The 16,883-nt window shown below is 59.4% G+C and carries 14 protein-coding genes and 1 tRNA gene; 14 read left to right on the forward strand and 1 reads right to left on the reverse strand.

Annotated features, from left to right (window positions below; all coding sequences use genetic code 11):
* Positions 1–8 precede the first annotated feature (8 nt).
* The 5 genes from FGQ67_RS06470 to FGQ67_RS06490 all read left to right on the forward strand — a co-directional run bounded on the left by FGQ67_RS06470 (position 9) and on the right by FGQ67_RS06490 (position 4,306).
* Entirely contained in the window at positions 9–1,088 is a 1,080-nt protein-coding gene (locus FGQ67_RS06470) for a branched-chain amino acid ABC transporter permease (protein ID WP_138340727.1), read from the forward strand.
* Positions 1,078–1,938, forward strand: coding sequence for an ABC transporter ATP-binding protein (locus FGQ67_RS06475; protein ID WP_055287178.1), 861 nt, complete (start codon positions 1,078–1,080; stop codon positions 1,936–1,938). Before FGQ67_RS06470 ends, FGQ67_RS06475 begins: the two co-directional genes overlap by 11 nt.
* Positions 1,939–2,652 carry an ABC transporter ATP-binding protein gene (locus FGQ67_RS06480; RefSeq protein ID WP_212746018.1) on the forward strand — a complete coding sequence of 238 codons (714 nt, stop codon included), beginning with the start codon at positions 1,939–1,941 and terminating at the stop codon, positions 2,650–2,652. It abuts the gene before it with no gap.
* Between the two features lie 175 nt (positions 2,653–2,827).
* Complete coding sequence (locus FGQ67_RS06485) at positions 2,828–3,505, forward strand: copper homeostasis protein CutC (RefSeq protein ID WP_138340729.1); 678 nt, start codon at positions 2,828–2,830, stop codon at positions 3,503–3,505.
* A gap of 3 nt (positions 3,506–3,508) precedes the next feature.
* Positions 3,509–4,306, forward strand: coding sequence for a DUF4931 domain-containing protein (locus FGQ67_RS06490; protein WP_138340731.1), 798 nt, complete (start codon positions 3,509–3,511; stop codon positions 4,304–4,306).
* 30 nt (positions 4,307–4,336) lie between these two features.
* Here FGQ67_RS06490 and FGQ67_RS06495 read toward each other — a convergent pair whose 3' ends face one another.
* Positions 4,337–5,335 (reverse strand): bile acid:sodium symporter family protein, encoded by a 999-nt coding sequence (locus FGQ67_RS06495; RefSeq protein WP_138340733.1) that lies wholly within the window; start codon positions 5,333–5,335, stop codon positions 4,337–4,339.
* 275 nt (positions 5,336–5,610) lie between these two features.
* On the opposite strand from FGQ67_RS06495, the gene recJ reads away from it, so the two are divergent.
* From recJ to rplT, 9 genes are all read left to right on the forward strand, one after another.
* Positions 5,611–8,898 (forward strand): single-stranded-DNA-specific exonuclease RecJ, encoded by a 3,288-nt coding sequence (gene recJ, locus FGQ67_RS06500; protein ID WP_138340734.1) that lies wholly within the window; start codon positions 5,611–5,613, stop codon positions 8,896–8,898.
* Between the two features lie 15 nt (positions 8,899–8,913).
* Complete coding sequence (locus FGQ67_RS06505; RefSeq protein ID WP_138340736.1) at positions 8,914–11,274, forward strand: RelA/SpoT family protein; 2,361 nt, start codon at positions 8,914–8,916, stop codon at positions 11,272–11,274.
* An 88-nt stretch (positions 11,275–11,362) separates the two neighbouring features.
* A complete protein-coding gene (locus tag FGQ67_RS06510) occupies positions 11,363–12,046 on the forward strand; it encodes an MBL fold metallo-hydrolase (RefSeq protein WP_138340739.1) in 684 nt (227 codons plus the stop codon).
* Between the two features lie 194 nt (positions 12,047–12,240).
* Complete coding sequence (gene fba / locus FGQ67_RS06515) at positions 12,241–13,107, forward strand: class II fructose-1,6-bisphosphate aldolase (RefSeq protein WP_117638198.1); 867 nt, start codon at positions 12,241–12,243, stop codon at positions 13,105–13,107.
* A 252-nt stretch (positions 13,108–13,359) separates the two neighbouring features.
* A complete protein-coding gene (locus tag FGQ67_RS06520; protein ID WP_138340741.1) occupies positions 13,360–14,793 on the forward strand; it encodes a transglutaminase-like domain-containing protein in 1,434 nt (477 codons plus the stop codon).
* 39 nt (positions 14,794–14,832) lie between these two features.
* Positions 14,833–14,919 (forward strand) — tRNA-Leu (locus tag FGQ67_RS06525).
* A 431-nt stretch (positions 14,920–15,350) separates the two neighbouring features.
* The gene (gene infC, locus FGQ67_RS06530; RefSeq protein WP_006234423.1) at positions 15,351–15,920 is read left to right on the forward strand and encodes a translation initiation factor IF-3; all 570 of its coding nucleotides are present in this window, start codon (positions 15,351–15,353) and stop codon (positions 15,918–15,920) included.
* A 32-nt stretch (positions 15,921–15,952) separates the two neighbouring features.
* Positions 15,953–16,144: a 50S ribosomal protein L35 gene (gene rpmI / locus FGQ67_RS06535; RefSeq protein ID WP_006234422.1), complete on the forward strand. Its 192-nt coding sequence runs from the start codon at positions 15,953–15,955 to the stop codon at positions 16,142–16,144.
* A gap of 46 nt (positions 16,145–16,190) precedes the next feature.
* Positions 16,191–16,550, forward strand: coding sequence for a 50S ribosomal protein L20 (gene rplT, locus FGQ67_RS06540; RefSeq protein WP_006234421.1), 360 nt, complete (start codon positions 16,191–16,193; stop codon positions 16,548–16,550).
* Positions 16,551–16,883: the final 333 nt, after the last annotated feature.

The raw sequence follows: 16,883 nt of genomic DNA on the forward strand, positions 1-16,883 counted from the left end.
TGAGCGTTATGAAGTTTCTTAAAGACAAGCAGACGCGTCACGACTTTGTCACGTACGCCATGTGCGTTGTGGCGTTCGCCATCGTGTTCTTTATGCAGTCCAACCACATGATCCCGCGCATGATTGCCGGTCAGCTGGTTCCCATCACGGCCTATATCGTCATGGCCATCTCCCTTAACCTTGTCGTCGGCATCGCAGGCGACTTGTCGCTGGGCCACGCGGGCTTTATGAGCGTCGGTGCCTATACGGGCATCGTCACTGCCGTCGCGCTGGAGAGCACCGTTCCGTCCGATCCGATGCGTCTGATCATCAGCATTGTGGTCGGCGCTATCGCCGCTGCCATCTTGGGCTTCTTGATCGGTATTCCGGTCCTGCGCCTGAGCGGCGACTATCTGGCCATCGTGACCCTCGCTTTTGGCGAGATCATCAAAGAGATCGTCACCTGCCTCATTGTGGGCGTCGACTCCCGCGGCCTGCACGTGATCTTTAACATCACGGGCAACTCTACGATTAACGACCTGCACCTGCTCGAGGACGGCACCGCCATCATCAAGGGCGCGCAGGGCGCATCGGGCGTGTCGACCTATTCGACCTTCCTTGCCGGCGCCATCCTGGTCATGGTCGCGCTCGTGATCGTGCTCAACCTGGTTCGCAGCCGTACCGGCCGTGCCATTATGGCCGTGCGCGACAACAAGATTGCAGCCGAGTCCGTGGGCATCTCCGTCACCCAGTACCGCATGATTGCCTTTGTTGTTTCCGCTGCCCTCGCCGGTGCTGCCGGAGCCCTGTTCGGCGGTAACTTCTCGCAGCTTTCCGCCACTAAGTTTGACTTCAACACGTCGATCCTCATCCTGGTGTTCGTGGTCCTGGGCGGTCTGGGCAATATGCGCGGCTCTGTCATCGCGGCGGCGTTGCTCACGGTGCTCCCCGAGCTGCTCCGTCAGTTCTCGGACTACCGCATGCTCATCTACGCTATCGTGCTGATCCTGGTCATGATCTTTACCAACAACCCGCAGCTCAAGGCTTTCTTCGGTCGCATCAAGGACCGCTTTGCTTCCAAGAAGGAGGTGGCAGCCGATGCCCAGTAAATTTGAGTTCAACAAGGGCAAGATGGTCCCGTATCCTTCTGGCGCCATCGTTCCCGACCGTGACCTGGGCGAGCGCCCGGCACTCGAGTGCATCCACCTGGGCATTGAGTTCGGTGGCCTTAAGGCAGTCGATGACTTTAGCCTGACTATCGGCAAGACCGAGATCGCCGGTCTCATCGGCCCCAACGGTGCCGGCAAGACCACGGTCTTCAACCTGCTCACCAAGGTGTACCAGCCTACGCACGGCACCATCCTGCTCGATGGTGAGGACACCTCGGGCAAGTCGGTCTACCAGGTCAACCGCATGGGTATTGCCCGTACGTTCCAGAACATTCGCCTGTTCAACACCATGACGGTGGAGGACAACGTTAAGGTCGGCCTGCACAACCAGGAGCGCTACTCCGGCTTTGAGGGCGTGCTGCGCCTGCCGACGTATTGGAAGCACGAGAAGGCCGCCCACGAGCGCGCCATGGAGCTACTGTCCATTTTTGACATGGAGCACCTGGCAAACGAGCAGGCCGGATCGCTGCCTTACGGCGCTCAGCGTCGTCTGGAAATCGTCCGCGCGCTTGCCACCAACCCCAAGCTGCTGCTGCTCGACGAGCCTGCCGCCGGCATGAACCCGTCCGAGACCGCGGAGCTCATGGAGAACATCGTTAAGATTCGCGACACCTTCGGCATCGCCATCATGCTTATCGAGCACGACATGTCGCTCGTCATGAATATATGCGAGGGTATCTGCGTGCTTAACTTTGGCAAGGTCATCGCCAAGGGCACGGCCGAGGAGATCCAGAACAACGACGCCGTTATCGAGGCGTATCTGGGCAAGCAGGATAAGGGGGAGAACTAAATGGCAGAGCCGATGCTTTCCGTCTACAACATCAACGTCTGGTACGGCGCTATCCACGCCATCAAGGACATCTCCTTTAACGTCAACGAGGGCGAGATCGTGGCCCTGATCGGTGCGAACGGTGCCGGCAAGTCCACAACGCTCAAGACTGTCTCGGGCCTGCTGCGCTCCAAGACCGGCTCCATCAAGTTTATGGGCGAGGACATTACCCATACGCCTGCCGACAAGCTGGTGGGCAAGGGCCTGGCTCAGGTCCCCGAGGGCCGTCGTGCCTTTTTGCAGATGGCGGTCGAGGAGAACTTGGAGATGGGCGCCTACACGCAGCCCAAGTCCACGGTGGCTCCGGGCCTGGAGCGCGTCTACGAGCAGTTCCCGCGCCTGAAGGAACGTCGTCGCCAGGTCGCCGGCACCCTTTCAGGCGGCGAGCAGCAGATGCTCGTTATGGGGCGCGCCCTTATGAGTAACCCCAAACTGCTCATGCTCGACGAGCCTTCCATGGGTCTGGCACCGATTCTGATCGAACAGATCTTCCAGATTGTCGAGGACTTGTACAAGGCCGGTACCACGGTGCTTCTGGTCGAGCAAAACGCGCAGATGGCGCTTTCCATCGCCACACGCGGTTACGTGCTCGAGACCGGCAAGATCACCATGACCGGCACCGGCCAAGAGCTCCTGCATGACGACAACGTCCGCAAAGCCTACCTCGGAGGCTAACCCACCTAACAAAAGGGGCGCTGACTATCTCAGTCAGCGCCCCTTTTTAAGTTGCGGTGAAATAGGGACTGAATACGGGCTCCAGAGGCCAAAAGAGTCCCTATTCCACCGCAACTTCATGGGGATGTGTGACAATGCCCGTCGGAAAACATCTGCTGTCTTTGGGGGTCTATCTATGCTGTACGAGTTTTGTGCCGAGAACTTTGAGCGGGTGCCGGCGGCTATCGATGCCGGTGCAAGGCGTATCGAGCTGTGCGACAACCTTGCCGTTGGTGGCACCACGCCTTCGGCCGGCGTTATCAGCGCTACGACCAACTATGCCCACGAGCACGATGCACGGGTGATGTGCATGATTCGCCCGCGTGGCGGCGACTTTCACTACAACCAGGACGAGTTGCGTATGATGGAGATGGACCTGGGCCTTGCCGTGAGCGCCGGCGTTGACGGCTTGGTCTTTGGCTGCTGCAAGCCCTGCGCTGGCGGATGGGCACTCGACGAGCTTACGTTGGGCGCTCTCGTGATGGCTGCGGGCTGCGCGACCGAGGAATGCAAGCGTGAGCCCATCGACATCACCTTCCACATGGCGTTTGATCAGCTCTCGCCCGAGGCTCAGCTCGACGCGATTGACATACTCGCCGACTGCGGCATCACACGCATCCTGACGCATGGTGGCGCTGCCGGTACGCCGATCGAGGACAACTTCGAAAACCTGGCCCGCTTGATCGAGTATGCGGGCGACCGCTTGACCATCCTTCCCGGCGGCGGCATTTCCACGGTCAGCCGCGATACCGTGGCGGCGGCACTGGGCGTCTCCGAGCTCCATGGCACCAAGATTGTGCCGCTGGAGGTATAACCCGTGACGCTGGCATTTGACGTTCAGCAGGCGAACGGTAAGCCCGACGACAACCGTCGTCCCGGCACCGCGTGCCCCTTTTGCGATACAGAAGGGCTCACCGACATCATTCGCTGTGATGGCGATTGCATTTGGCTCGAGAATAAGTTCAAGACCCTGCGCGCCACCCGTCAAACCGTGCTGATCGAGTCGGCCGATCACGATGCCGACCTGGTGACCTATGAGCCGGATGAACTCCACCATGTGATGCGGTTTGCCCTGGGTTGCTGGCAGCAGATGATCGATTCACAGCAGTATCGAAGCGTGCTCATGTACAAGAACAAGGGTCCGCTCTCGGGCGGTAGCCTCGTTCATCCGCACATGCAGATTGTGGGTTTGGAGCAGGAAGACGGCTATGCTTCGCTGGCTTCCGCCAATTTCGAAGGCATCAATGTCTGGCAACAGGGGAGGATCTCGGCCAACATCTCAACCGAACCCATCATGGGGTTCTTTGAGATCAACGTTTCAGCCCCGCAGGGAATCGCTGCCAGCGATGACACGAGAGACCAAGCCGAGGCGGATCTCTTCGCCGATGCGATCCAGGTAGCTCTGCGCTATATCCTGAACGAGCACCACGGTGGTCGCGCAGAGTCGTACAACCTGTTCTTCTATCACCTGGGCGGTCGGACCATTGCCAAGGCGCTGCCACGTTGGGTGGTTTCGCCCTACTTTGTCGGCTATCGTTTGGCCCAGGTCAATGCTGAGACCACGCTCGATGTCGATGCTGAGCGCCTGCGTGCGCATCTGGAAACGCTCGTATAGCAAGACTAACACCCGCGTAATGCGGACAGTCTAGCGTGCCATGGCGTCGCGGCCGGCTTCGACGCGCTTGCGCTGGGCGGCGCGCTCCTCGCCGGTCAGACGCTCAAAGAGATGCCCGATAAGCGAGGCGAGTACCTGCTGAAACAGCGTTCCGCACATGACGGGAAACACGACTTCGCCCGGAAAGTACTGCGTGGCGATGACGGCGCCCGAAGAGATGTTACGCATGCCGCAGGTAAAGCACATGGTGGTCGTCTCGCTATATGGCAGATGCAGCGCATGGGCGACCAGAAAACCGACGACAAAGCCACTGATGGCGAAGACCAAAATAAAGAGGGCGACTTCCAAGCGCACCGCGTTCATGTGCAGCACGTACTCGCTCATGGCGGTGGAGTTGGAGGCGATAACGCCCATCATCATGAATTTGCAGGCGGGCGAGAGCACGGGGGAGAGTTTTTCGTGCCCCCATCCGCGCGTGAGCTCGTTGATCACGATGCCGAGCACGGCGGGGATGGCGATCATAAAGGCCATGTCTTGCATCATGCTCGGCACATCGATCGAGACGGTGGCGCCCAGCAGGAGCTTGAGCGTGAGCGGAATCGTCACAGGGGAGATAACCGAGGACGTCAGGATGATGGTGAGCGCGAGCGGGCCGTTGCCGCCGAACATGCTAATCCACATAAAGGCAGTGACCGCCACGGGTACGCTGTACTCGAGCACGATGCCGCAGACAAGGTTGGGGTTGGAGCCAAAGAAGAGTGACCCTATGGCATACGCCGCGATGGGAATAAGCACTGCCGAGACCAGCAGCGCCAAAATCAGATGCAGGGGACGGTGGAACACCTCAGCCACCTGGTGGAAGGTGTTGCTGAGCGCGCCTTGGAACGTCATAAAGGCAAACAGGGTGGGAACGATGGGCTTGAGAACGCCGATCTGCTGAGGAAAGAGCACGCCGAGCGCCACGCAAATCGGAACGATGACCTGCATATGTCCTGCGAGAAATTTGCCCAGTCCAACCCATTGCTTCATATGCTCTTGTGACTCCCTTTGCTCGTGAATCCGTTTTGAATGGATATGCTAGACGCTCGCATGCGTCCGTGTGGCTGAAACGCTCGATTATTTCGAGGCTATTACCGCCCTCGTTTATCGAAACCACGGCGTGCTGGATGTTGTGCGTCCGCGCTGCACGGTATAATAAATCCGTTCAACAGATCTGCCTGCCGAAGCGGGCATGCACAGAGGACTCATCGCTATGAACCGTGAGAGGTATCGCGGCGACCTGCCCCTATCGGGGGTGGGCGCCTATGTCATCGCTTAAGACGACGCATCGCTGGGCGGTCGCTCAGCAAAACCCCGAGCTCGAAAAGGAGCTTTCGGCTGGCCTGGGCATACCCGGGCTGGTGGCGCGCATTATGGTTGCGCACGGCATTACATCCATCGAGGAAGGCCAGCTGTTTTTGACGCCTTCGCTCGATCGCGACTGGGCGGACCCACTCGTTATTCCGGGCATGGTGGTCGTCGCCGACCGCGTTGAGCGTGCTATTCGCAGCCACGAGCGTATCGCCGTCTTTGGCGATTTTGACGTCGACGGCATTACGTCGACTTGTCTGTTGACCGAGGCGCTACGTTCGTTTGGCGCCAACGTCACGCCGTTTATTCCGCACCGCTTTGACGAGGGCTACGGCCTGTCGCGTGCGGCGCTCGACCGCGTCAACGAGCTCGCTCAACCCAACCTGATTGTGACCGTCGATAACGGTATTGCTGCCAAGGAAGAGGTCTCCTATCTGGAGAGTCTGGGGATCGATTTGGTGGTCACGGACCATCACGAGCCGTCCGACCAGGTGCCGCAGGGCGTGCCCCTGACCGATCCCAAGCTCGAGGACGAGGGCCCCTCGCGCGAGCTTGCCGGTGCCGGTGTGGCGCTTAAGCTGGTGCAGGTCCTGGGCGAGCGTTTGGGCAAGCCGTCGTATTGGCGTTCGCTGATAGAGGTCGCGGCGCTGGGCACCGTGTCCGACATGATGCCGCTCACGCCCGAGAATCGCGCACTGGTCGCCGAGGGCATCCAGCAGATGCGCGTGACGGCCCGCCCCGGTTATATCGCGCTTGCCGCACTTGCCAAGGCCGACCTTTCTACCATTACGGCCGACGGCCTGTCGTTTTCGCTCATCCCTCGTCTGAATGCTGCCGGCCGCATGGCTGATCCCAAGCTGGCGCTCGACCTGCTGCTTGCCCGCGACCCCATCGAAGCGAGCGCGCTTGCCGCCGAGCTCGAGGAAATCAATCGCCAGCGCCGTGAGATCGAGGCGGAGCTCACGCGCGATGCCATGGCAAAGGTCGAGGAGACCTATGACGGCGGACGCGCGATCGTCGTGGGCGGCGAAGGCTGGCACGAGGGCGTCAAGGGCATCGTGGCAAGCCGTCTGACCAACCGCTACCACGTGCCGGCGCTGCTGTTCTCGATCGAGGACGGTATCGCGCGCGGCTCTGGTCGCTCGGTGGGCAAAGTTAACCTGTTTGACGCCATCGAGCGCTGTTCCGACCTGATGATTCGTCGCGGCGGACATGCCGGTGCGGTGGGTGTGACTATCGAGGCATCCAAGCTCGACGAGTTCCGCCGTCGCCTTTCCGCCGTGTTGTCCGAGCTTCCCGCCGAGGACTTTGAGGACACCGACGAGGTTGCCGCCACGGTCGAACTTTCCGAATTGAATATCGAGACCATCGAGCAGATTTCCCGCCTTGAGCCGTTTGGCCAGGGTAATAAGGTGCCGCTGCTGGCTGCCGAGGGCGTGACGATGTGTGATCGCGCCGTGGTGGGTAAGACCGGCGAGCACATGCGCTTTGTGGCGACCGATGGCGCCGCGAGTGTGCCGGCCATTATGTTCCGCGTGCCGCAAATCGATAAGCTCATCAACTGCGATAGCGCTGTCGACTTGGTGTTCGAGGCCGTTGCCGAGCATTGGCAGGGTCGTGTGAAGCCCAAGCTCATGGTCAAGGATGTTCTGGTCCGCGATACCACGCTGCCCAGCGTCGACGATCCGGCATGCGAGCTTCGTCGTGGCGTGCAGCCGGCGGATTCCGGCCTGCGCTTGGAGTCGCGCAAGCGCGAGACGCTCGCCCAGCTTTCCTATACCGAGCTCACGCGCTCGCTTATCCATAGCTTTATCGGCTCGAACCAGCCACATCGCGCGCAGGTCGAGGCACTCGACGCGCTCGCCGACCACCAGAGCGTTTTGGCCGTTATGGGGACGGGACGTGGCAAGTCGCTCATCTTCCATGTGCACGCCGCGCGCGAGGCGGTCCTTCGTGGGCGGGCGAGCATCTTTGTCTATCCGCTGCGTGCGCTCGTTGCCGACCAGGCTTATCATCTCTCATCGACGATGGCCGCGCTCGGCATTGGCGTGGGCGTGCTGACCGGCGAGACCGTGGAGGCGGCGCGCGATGACGTGTTTGCCGGCTTGGCTTCGGGCCGCACCGGCATCGTGCTCACGACGCCCGAGTTCCTGTCCATTCACCGCGACCGCTTTGCGCGTTCGGGGCGCATCGGTTTTGTCGTTATCGATGAGGCGCATCATGCCGGTCTTGCCAAGGGCGGCGACCGCAGCGCCTATCTCGACATGCCCGATATCCTCAAAGCCTTGGGCGACCCGGTCGTTATGGCTGCGACGGCCACCGCAACGGCTCCGGTTGTGGCCGAGCTCGCCCGCGTACTACCGATTACCCGCACGGTGGTCGACGAGACGGTGCGCGAGAACTTGCAGCTCGAGGATGACCGAGATCTTGCGAGCCGCGAGAACCGCCTGGTGTCAATCGTGGCGACGGGGGAAAAGACCGTCATCTACGTCAATTCGCGCGACCAGTCCGTGGCGCTCGCCAAGACGTTGCGCAAGCGTGTGCCCGATTGCGCAACCCATATCGCGTTCTATAACGCGGGGCTTGCGCGTTCTGATCGCCGTCGCGTGGAGGAAGCATTCCGAGACGGAAGCCTCAGCTGCATCGTCTCGACATCTGCCTTTGGCGAGGGCGTCAACCTGCCCGATATCCGCCATGTCGTGCTCTATCACATGCCGTTTGGCGGCATTGAGTTTAACCAGATGAGCGGCCGCGCCGGTCGCGATGGCCAGCCCGCCGTGATCCATCTGCTCTATTCGTCGCGCGACGCCCGCATTAACGAGCGCCTGCTCGACTGCTATGCGCCCGAGCGCGACGAGCTCGTCACGCTCTATCGCGCGCTGCAGACCATGTGGCGCTCCAACCGCGGCAAGACGGGGGACGATTCCTTTAGCGCGAGCGATATCGACATCGCGCAGATGTGCCTTGCCATCGATGCTCGCACGCCGGTCGACGAGCGTTCGGTGGAAAGCGGCCTGGGAATCTTCGAAGAGCTTGGTTTCTGTCGAGTTTCGGGGTTTGACGACACTCGTCGTATCGCGATGGCCGAAAACCCCGGCCGCGTGCAATTGAGCAGGTCAATTCGCTATTTGGAGGGCTTGCGCTCGCGCATGGAGTTCTCGGCTTTCCGGAGCTGGGCGCTCGATTCGTGCGCTTCTGATATGCTAGCCAAAGTTAACCGCCCGATCGTACCGCGGGCCTAGGGGAAGGGGACCTCGATGGATGCCGCAGCCCGTACCGCCCATGATTCCACCCTCCAGCCGTTTTCGGAGATGGAGCACTATAAGCATGCCGATGAGCTGCCGCCCGAGATTATGGCGGACAGCTACGACAAGCTGGAGCGCCTGTGCCTCAAATATATGAATGAGGACGACTTTTCTAAGGTGGAGCAAGCCTACTGCTTTGCCGCCGAGAAGCACTGCAACCAAAAGCGCCGCTCGGGCGAGATGTACATTAACCATCCCGTCGAGGTTGCCATCATTTTGGCCGATCTCAAGATGGACTGCGATGTGGTGTGCGCCGCACTGCTGCACGATACCGTCGAGGATACCGAGACCTCGCTCGCCGATGTTTCCGGCCTGTTTGGCGATACGGTGGCCGAGCTCGTCGATGGCGTGACCAAGCTCACCAACATCGAAGTTGACAGCATGGACGAGAAGCAGGCGCTCACGCTGCGCAAGATGTTCCTCGCCATGTCCAAGGACATTCGCGTCATCATCGTTAAACTTGCCGACCGTCTGCACAACATGCGAACGCTGGCAGCCCTGCGCGAGGATCGTCGCCTGTTTAAGGCTCGCGAGACCATGGACGTGTATGCGCCCCTGGCCGACCGTCTGGGCATGAGCTCCATTAAATGGGAGCTCGAGGACCTGTCCTTCTTCTACCTTGAACCCGACGCCTACCAGCGCATCGCGCGCATGGTGGCGGAGTCGCGCGAGGTCCGTGAGCGCTATCTGGCCGAGACCATCAAGACACTCACCGACGAACTCAACCGCATTGGCCTGGAGGACTTCCAGATTAACGGCCGTTCCAAGCACTATTGGTCCATCTACCAAAAGATGAAGCGCAAGGGCAAGGAATTCTCCGAGATCTACGACCTGGTGGCACTGCGTGTCATCACGCATTCGGTGCGCGATTGCTACTCCACGCTCGGCGCGGTGCATACGCTGTGGCACCCCATGCCCGGTCGCTTTAAAGACTATATCGCCATGCCCAAGGTCAATAACTACCAGTCGCTCCACACGACGGTCATCGGCCCCACGGCCCGTCCGCTCGAGATTCAGATTCGAACCTACGAGATGCATGAGCAGGCCGAGTACGGCATTGCCGCCCACTGGCTATACAAGAAGTCGGGCGGATCGTCTGCTTCCAAGACCAATGACGCTCAACGTTTGGACGACCAGATCAACTGGCTCAAGCATTCGCTCGATTGGGCTGCGTCTGATGAGATCACCGACGCCAAGGAATACCTGCATTCGCTGAAGGTCGACCTCTTCGATCAGGAGATCTTCGTCTTTACGCCCAAGGGCGAGGTCATGGCGCTTCGTGCCGGCTCCACGCCGCTCGACTTTGCCTATGCCGTTCACACCGAGGTGGGAAACCATTGCGTCGGCGCCAAAATCAACGGTGCGGTGGCTCCGCTCACGCACGAGATTAAGACGGGTGACCGTATCGAGATCCTGACTAACAAGAGTTCCAAGCCGTCGCGTGATTGGCTCAAGATCGTTAAGACGCCTTCCGCCAAGTCAAAGATCCGCCGCTATTTTGCCGCTGCGACCAAGGATGACGACGCTGCTGCCGGCCGCGATATGCTGGCCAAGGACCTGCGGAAGCGTGGCTATGGCATTTCTACGCCGCGTTCGACGCGTGCGCTCAACGCCGTAGCGGAGCAGTTTAACTTCAAGCAGCTCGAGGACCTGTTTGCCGCCGTCGGCGCCGGCAAGGTTGCCCCGCGCGCTGTGGGCAATAAGGTCGAGCAAATCTTGGACCCCAAGCCCGAGGAACAGCTCACCAAGGCCGAGGCTATCGCCGAGGTCGTGAAACAGCCTGCTCGCGGCTCCAACCGCAAGCCGCAAAAGCGCGGCAAGAGCGCAAGTAACGGCATTATCGTCAAGGGCGAGAGCAACAGCGGCCTGCTGGTCCGTCTGGCTCATTGCTGCAACCCCGTGACGGGCGACGACATCGTCGGCTTCATCACGCGCGGTCGCGGCGTTTCGGTGCATCGCGCCAACTGCCCTAACGTCAAGGGTCTTATGGAACATCCCGAGCGCATGATCGATGTGGAGTGGGACGGCGCTGCCGACACCCTCTTCCAGGTCGAGATCGTGGTCGAGTGCCTGGACCGCATGGGCCTGCTCAAGGATGTCACCATTGCCATTGGCGATGCGGGCGGCAATATCCTTTCTGCCGCCACGTCGACCAACCGCGAGGGTATTGCAACCCTGCGCTTTATGGTCGAGATCTCGGACGCGAGCGGTCTGGATCCGCTGCTGGCTTCCATCAGCAGCGTCGATTCGGTCTACGACGCTCGCCGTCTTATGCCCGGCGAAGGCGGAGCTCAGCTCAAACGCCGTGTGTAGGTGCGAGAGCCTCTCAGCATCATAGATATTGGTTACGTTCGAGGCATCGTTTGGTGCCTCGAACGTATTTTAGAAGGAGGGTATGCGCATGGGCGATATGACTTTGGACCTGACACCCCGAGGCGCGGCTTCGATTGAGGCACTCGTCAACGGCCCGATTCAGACCAACAGCTACGCCGTGATTTCGAATGACGAGTGCTTAATCGTCGATCCGGCGTGGGAGGGAGAGCGTCTTGTGGAGCATATCCGCACCGCGCATCCCGAGGTGCGCGTACTCGGCTCTGTCTGCACGCACGGTCATGCCGACCATGTTGGCGGGGTTGCCGGGGTTCGAGCTGTCGTTGGCGACAGCGCACTATATGAGTTGTGCGCTAAGGACGTGACGGTACCTCGCGCAAATATCGAGGAGCAGCGCGCCATGTGGGGTATCGAGACGCCCGATCCGGGTGAGCCGACGCGTTTGCTTGCCGAGGGCGATACAATCGAGGTGGGCGACGTCTGCCTGCAGGTGATCGAGACGCCGGGGCATACGCCGGGCGGCATCGTCCTGTTCGCCGCGACCGAGCAGGGGAACATCGCCTTTGTGGGCGACACGCTTTTCCCGGGCAGCCACGGTCGTACCGATCTTTCCGGCGGTGACGAGGCGGCGATTATGCGCTCGCTCTCCAAACTTGCCAAGACGCTTCCGCCCGATACCGTTTGCTTGACGGGCCATGGCGATTCGACCACGATGGCGCGCGAACTTATGCAGAACCCGTTTATGCAGATGTAGACTCGAAACCGTCTTTCGAACCACGAAGACCGGTCAATCGTCAAGCTATTTTCCCCAGTGGGTCGATTCTGTGGGGCAAACGGTCAAAATTTGTCCAATCGGATGGTATTCGTGAACAAACGAACGTTTATGCTCGGGTATGTCGTGGTAAAATCTCAGGCGTTATCGGAGCAACCTTACAGGAGGTTTCTTTTATGCTCGTCAACGCAGCAGACATGCTCAAGAAGGCCGAGGCCGGCAAGTACGGTCTCGGTGCCTTCAACACCAACAACCTCGAGTGGACCCTGGCTATTCTCCAGGCCGCCGAGGAGGCCAAGTCTCCGCTGATCCTTCAGTGCACCGCTGGTGCCGCTAAGTGGATGGGCGGTTTCAAGGTCTGCGCCGACATGGTCAAGGCTGCCGTCGAGGCCACGGGCGTTACCGTTCCCGTCGCCCTTCACCTCGATCACGGTTCTTACGAGGACTGCTTCAAGTGCATCGAGGCCGGCTTCACGTCCATCATGTATGACGGCTCTCACGAGGAGACCTTCCAGCTTAACCTCGACCGCACCAAGGAGCTCGTTGAGCTTGCCCACTCCAAGGGCATGTCCATCGAGGCCGAGGTCGGCGGCATCGGCGGCACCGAGGACGGCGTGACCTCCAGCGGCGAGCTCGCTGACCCCGCTGAGTGCAAGCAGATTGCTGACCTGGGCGTCGACTTCCTCGCATGCGGTATCGGCAACATCCACGGCGTGTATCCCGCCGACTGGGCTGGCCTTTCCTTCGAGCGTCTGGGCGAGATCAAGGCCGAGACCGGCGACCTGCCCCTCGTCCTGCACGGTGGCACCGGCATCCCCGAGGATCAGATCAAGAAGGCCATCTCCCTGGGTATCTCCAAGATCAACGTCAACACCGACCTGCAGCTCGTCTTCGCCAAGGGCGTTCGCGAGTACATCGAGGCTGGCAAGGATCAGCAGGGCAAGGGCTTTGACCCCCGCAAGCTCCTCAAGCCTGGTCGCGACAACATCGTTGCCCGCACCAAGGAGCTCATGGAGGAGTTTGGCTCCGTCAACAAGGCGTAAGTAGCGGTTTAACTTTCCCGTCGGAGGCCCCGTTCACCCTACGCTTTTCCCTTGCGCTCACCTGGCTTTGCCAGAGGTCGCGCAATGGGAAAAGCTCCGGGCGAACGGGGCCTCCTTTGTTAACTCGCTGCAGGGCTACGAGGCTGAATTCATTTTTGCTACCGTTCAGCGGCGTTGATGGCTCCTTTGTTGGGGCTTTCTATTTATCTCGCTACAATGGGCTTCGAGAGTTCTAATGACTTGGAGTTTGGTATGGCTGTTATTAATGTGCTGCCTTCGGATGGGAAGGTTATTGACGAGGGTCCTGTTGGTTGCTCTATTGATGTTTGCTGTGATGACTTTCGCCATCTCGATATTGGACTGCCGCCCGAGATTCTTCGACTCAAGGATGCCGGATATTTGACGCAGGCTGTTGCGGCTTGTGATCGTCTTTTGAGGCAGAATCCTGAGCCTTCCCTGGCAGCCTGCGTCCGTGCCGAGCGGTATCGCATGCTTGAGACGCCGCTTCATTTTTCGGTGTCGCGCGATCGAGCTATTGCGATGATTCGCGAGGAGTGGCCTGAGTTTACCGAGGAGCAGTTTAACGATCTGATTGACCGTAAGCGTATTGACTGGCGCTTTATCGACGGCGAGCTGTTCGTTCTCGACAACTTCCTCGATTCGCTTCGCGTATATCCCAAAGAGGTCCCCGGCATGCGTCCCGATCCTACGGACGGAATTGCACTGCGCAACGAGATGCTCAAGGAGATGGAGTCGCAAAACGGATTGGCTCGCGTCATTACGCTTAAAGCATCTGTGTCTGTCCCCGGCGCTCTAGAGGGGGAGACCGTTCGCGCTTGGCTTCCCGTTGCCGCCACCTGCCGCCAGCAGTCTCGGGTCGAGATTCTCGACATGACGCCGGAGGGTGCTGTTGCTCCCGCGAACGCTTCGGCGCGTACCGCCTCGTGGTCTTCTTCGAGTGAACGCTCATTCTCGGTGACCTATCGTTATCACATCGATGCTGCTTATTGTGATGTCTACGGTGGCACACTTCCGGTTCATCCGCGTATGGACGCGCCTCTGCCCGAGGATATTTCCGAGGACCGTCCGCACATTGCATTCACGCCGTATCTGCAGCAGCTGACGGCCGGTGTTGTTGACGGACTCGAGGATCCGCTCGATCGCGCCCGTGCTATCTATGATTACCTGACGCAGCATATCGACTATCGCTATCAGCCGCCGTACTTGCTTTTGGGATCTATTGCCGATGACTGCGCGCATTCGCTCCGCGGCGATTGCGGCGTTATGGCGCTCACGTTTATCACCATGTGCCGTATCGCGGGCGTGCCTGCCCGTTGGCAGAGCGGCCTGTACGTTGCGCCCGATTCGGTGGGGTCGCACGACTGGGCAGAGTTCTATACGCCGCAGACCGGTTGGCTCAACGCCGACGTGTCATTTGGATCTTCTGCTCGCAGGATGGGGGAGGAGTGGCGCCGCCGTCACTACTTTGGCAATCTCGACCCGTGGCGTATGGTGGCCAACAATCGATTCCAGGCAGAGTTTGACCCCTCTTTCGACGGCATGCGCGAGGACCCTTACGATAACCAGATGGGTGAGGCTTCGGTCGACGGTCGCGGATGCCGTCAGCGCGAGATGCTCCGCACGGTCGAACTCATCGAAATGCTCGAAGTTCCATTTTCGGACTAATCAACAGAAAGCTGTGATAAACTAACTCACGCATTGCGTGCCCGAGTGGCGGAATTGGCAGACGCAGTGGACTCAAAATCCACCGTTGGCAACAACGTGCGAGTTCGAGTCTCGCCTCGGGCACCATACATGCAAGTGAGCGTTCAAGGGGGCTGCGGCCCCCTTTTTCGTGCCGAACTCGCGTGAGCGCGCGAAGCGTTAAGCAAACAGGCCTGCGGCCTGTTTGAAGCGGAGCGTGGCGAGGGCGCCACACGCCCGAAGCCCGGGGCTTCGCGAAGCGAAGGCCCTTCGAGTCTCGCCTCGGGCACCATACATGCAAGCGAGCGTTCAAGGGGGTCAAGGCCCCTTTTTCGTGTACGTAATGTGATAACGCGCTGTACGTGTTATTATTCGCAAGGCGTTGTTCCCGCAATGCCCTAAAGAGGAACCCGAGGGTTCCCACCTTTTGGCGCCAATGAGCAGCTGACTGGTCATACAACTTAGATTCTCTTCCTCAAATCGAGGAAGTCTATGTGTACGACCTGGTTGCTGAGAAGCGCCGGGTTATTTTTTTATGAATGGAGGTAGGGAAAATAGCTAAGTCTGATGACACCCGCATCAACGACGAGATCACTGCATCTTCGTGCCGTTTGATTGGCGTCGATGGCTCTCAGCTCGGTCTGTTCGCCATCCGCGATGCCCAGCGCGTCGCTGACGATCAGGGTCTCGACCTGGTCGAGATCGCTCCCAACGCGGAGCCGCCGGTCTGCAAGGTCATGGACTACGGTAAGTTCAAGTACCAGCAGGCCATGAAGGCCAAGGCTGCTCGTAAGAACCAGTCCAAGGTCGAGGTCAAGGAAATGAAGTTCCGACCCAAGATCGACGTTGGCGACTACGAGACCAAGAAGGGCCACGTTCTGCGTTTCCTCAAGAAGGGCGCACGCGTTAAGATCACCATCATGTTCCGCGGCCGTGAGATGGCTCACCCGGAGCAGGGCCTTAACGTTCTCGAGCGTCTCGCCGAGGATCTCAAGCCTTACGCTACGGTCGAATCCAAGCCTAAGATGGAAGGCCGTAACATGCTTATGCTGCTCGCCCCGATTAAGGGCGCCTTCGATGAGGATAAAGCGGCAAGCGATACCAAGTAACTAGTGTTCTGTAACCGATTAAGGAGTATTTCATGCCTAAGATGAAGTCCCACAGCGGCACCAAGAAGCGTTTCCGCAAGACTGGTACCGGCAAGCTTATGCGCGCCAAGGCTTTCAAGAGCCACATCCTGAGCAAGAAGTCCACCAAGCGTAAGCGTGGCTTCCGTCAGGAGACCGAGATCGCCGCTGCCGACCGCAAGGTCATCAAGTCGCGTCTCGCCTAAGTTCGCGTTCCCGTTTTTCGTTTTACCGTCTAGGAGTTGATAGAACATGGCACGTATTAAGCGCGCTGTTGCCGCCAAGAAGAAGCGCCGTACCGTTATGCACCGTGCGAAGGGTTACTACGGTGCCGCTTCGCGTACTTACAAGCATGCTAAAGAGCAGGTCCAGCACTCCCTGCAGTACCAGTATCGTGATCGCCGCAACAAGAAGCGCGAGATCCGTTCTCTCTGGATCACCCGTATCAACGCTGCTGCTCGCCTGAACGACATTTCTTACTCTCAGTTCATGCACGGCCTGAAGGTTGCCGGTATCGAGCTCGACCGCAAGGTTCTGGCTCAGATGGCTTACGAGGACATCGAGTCCTTCAACGAGCTGGCCACCATCGCCAAGAAGGCTCTTGAGGCCTAATAGATTCTCTTGAATCGCTAGGGGAGTGTCGTGCTGTGCGCGGCGCTCCCTCTTTTTATCTAAGCGCTTGTTTATATAGCCAAAAGCGCGGGTAGATAGACATTTACAGGTGACCGATCTTTATATATCTCTTAACCGAAGGGTCATCATCTGATACATGCGGCATTGCTGCATCAGACTTTCTATTACGTATATAGAAAGCGATATATTGTGTAGGACTTTTGAAGAGTGGAATTGACGTCCCACAGAGCTTCGTGGTCTGGCAATATATCTCCTTGCCGCGCGGCCCGGTCGGACCGGATCAGCCGCACAGGCGTGCACCTTGAGAACCGG

Origin of the sequence: Collinsella aerofaciens, assembly GCF_005845035.1 — a bacterium.
Lineage (GTDB): Bacteria > Actinomycetota > Coriobacteriia > Coriobacteriales > Coriobacteriaceae > Collinsella > Collinsella aerofaciens_I.

Coding starts and splice junctions, on each gene's coding strand:
- FGQ67_RS06470 (WP_138340727.1), top strand. CDS start 9: ATGAAGTTTCTTAAAGACAAGCAGACGCGTCACGACTTTGTCACGTAC.
- FGQ67_RS06475 (WP_055287178.1), top strand. CDS start 1,078: ATGCCCAGTAAATTTGAGTTCAACAAGGGCAAGATGGTCCCGTATCCT.
- FGQ67_RS06480 (WP_212746018.1), top strand. CDS start 1,939: ATGGCAGAGCCGATGCTTTCCGTCTACAACATCAACGTCTGGTACGGC.
- FGQ67_RS06485 (WP_138340729.1), top strand. CDS start 2,828: ATGCTGTACGAGTTTTGTGCCGAGAACTTTGAGCGGGTGCCGGCGGCT.
- FGQ67_RS06495 (WP_138340733.1), bottom strand. CDS start 5,335: ATGAAGCAATGGGTTGGACTGGGCAAATTTCTCGCAGGACATATGCAG.
- recJ (WP_138340734.1), top strand. CDS start 5,611: ATGTCATCGCTTAAGACGACGCATCGCTGGGCGGTCGCTCAGCAAAAC.
- FGQ67_RS06505 (WP_138340736.1), top strand. CDS start 8,914: ATGGATGCCGCAGCCCGTACCGCCCATGATTCCACCCTCCAGCCGTTT.
- FGQ67_RS06510 (WP_138340739.1), top strand. CDS start 11,363: ATGGGCGATATGACTTTGGACCTGACACCCCGAGGCGCGGCTTCGATT.
- fba (WP_117638198.1), top strand. CDS start 12,241: ATGCTCGTCAACGCAGCAGACATGCTCAAGAAGGCCGAGGCCGGCAAG.
- FGQ67_RS06520 (WP_138340741.1), top strand. CDS start 13,360: ATGGCTGTTATTAATGTGCTGCCTTCGGATGGGAAGGTTATTGACGAG.
- infC (WP_006234423.1), top strand. CDS start 15,351: ATGGAGGTAGGGAAAATAGCTAAGTCTGATGACACCCGCATCAACGAC.
- rpmI (WP_006234422.1), top strand. CDS start 15,953: ATGCCTAAGATGAAGTCCCACAGCGGCACCAAGAAGCGTTTCCGCAAG.
- rplT (WP_006234421.1), top strand. CDS start 16,191: ATGGCACGTATTAAGCGCGCTGTTGCCGCCAAGAAGAAGCGCCGTACC.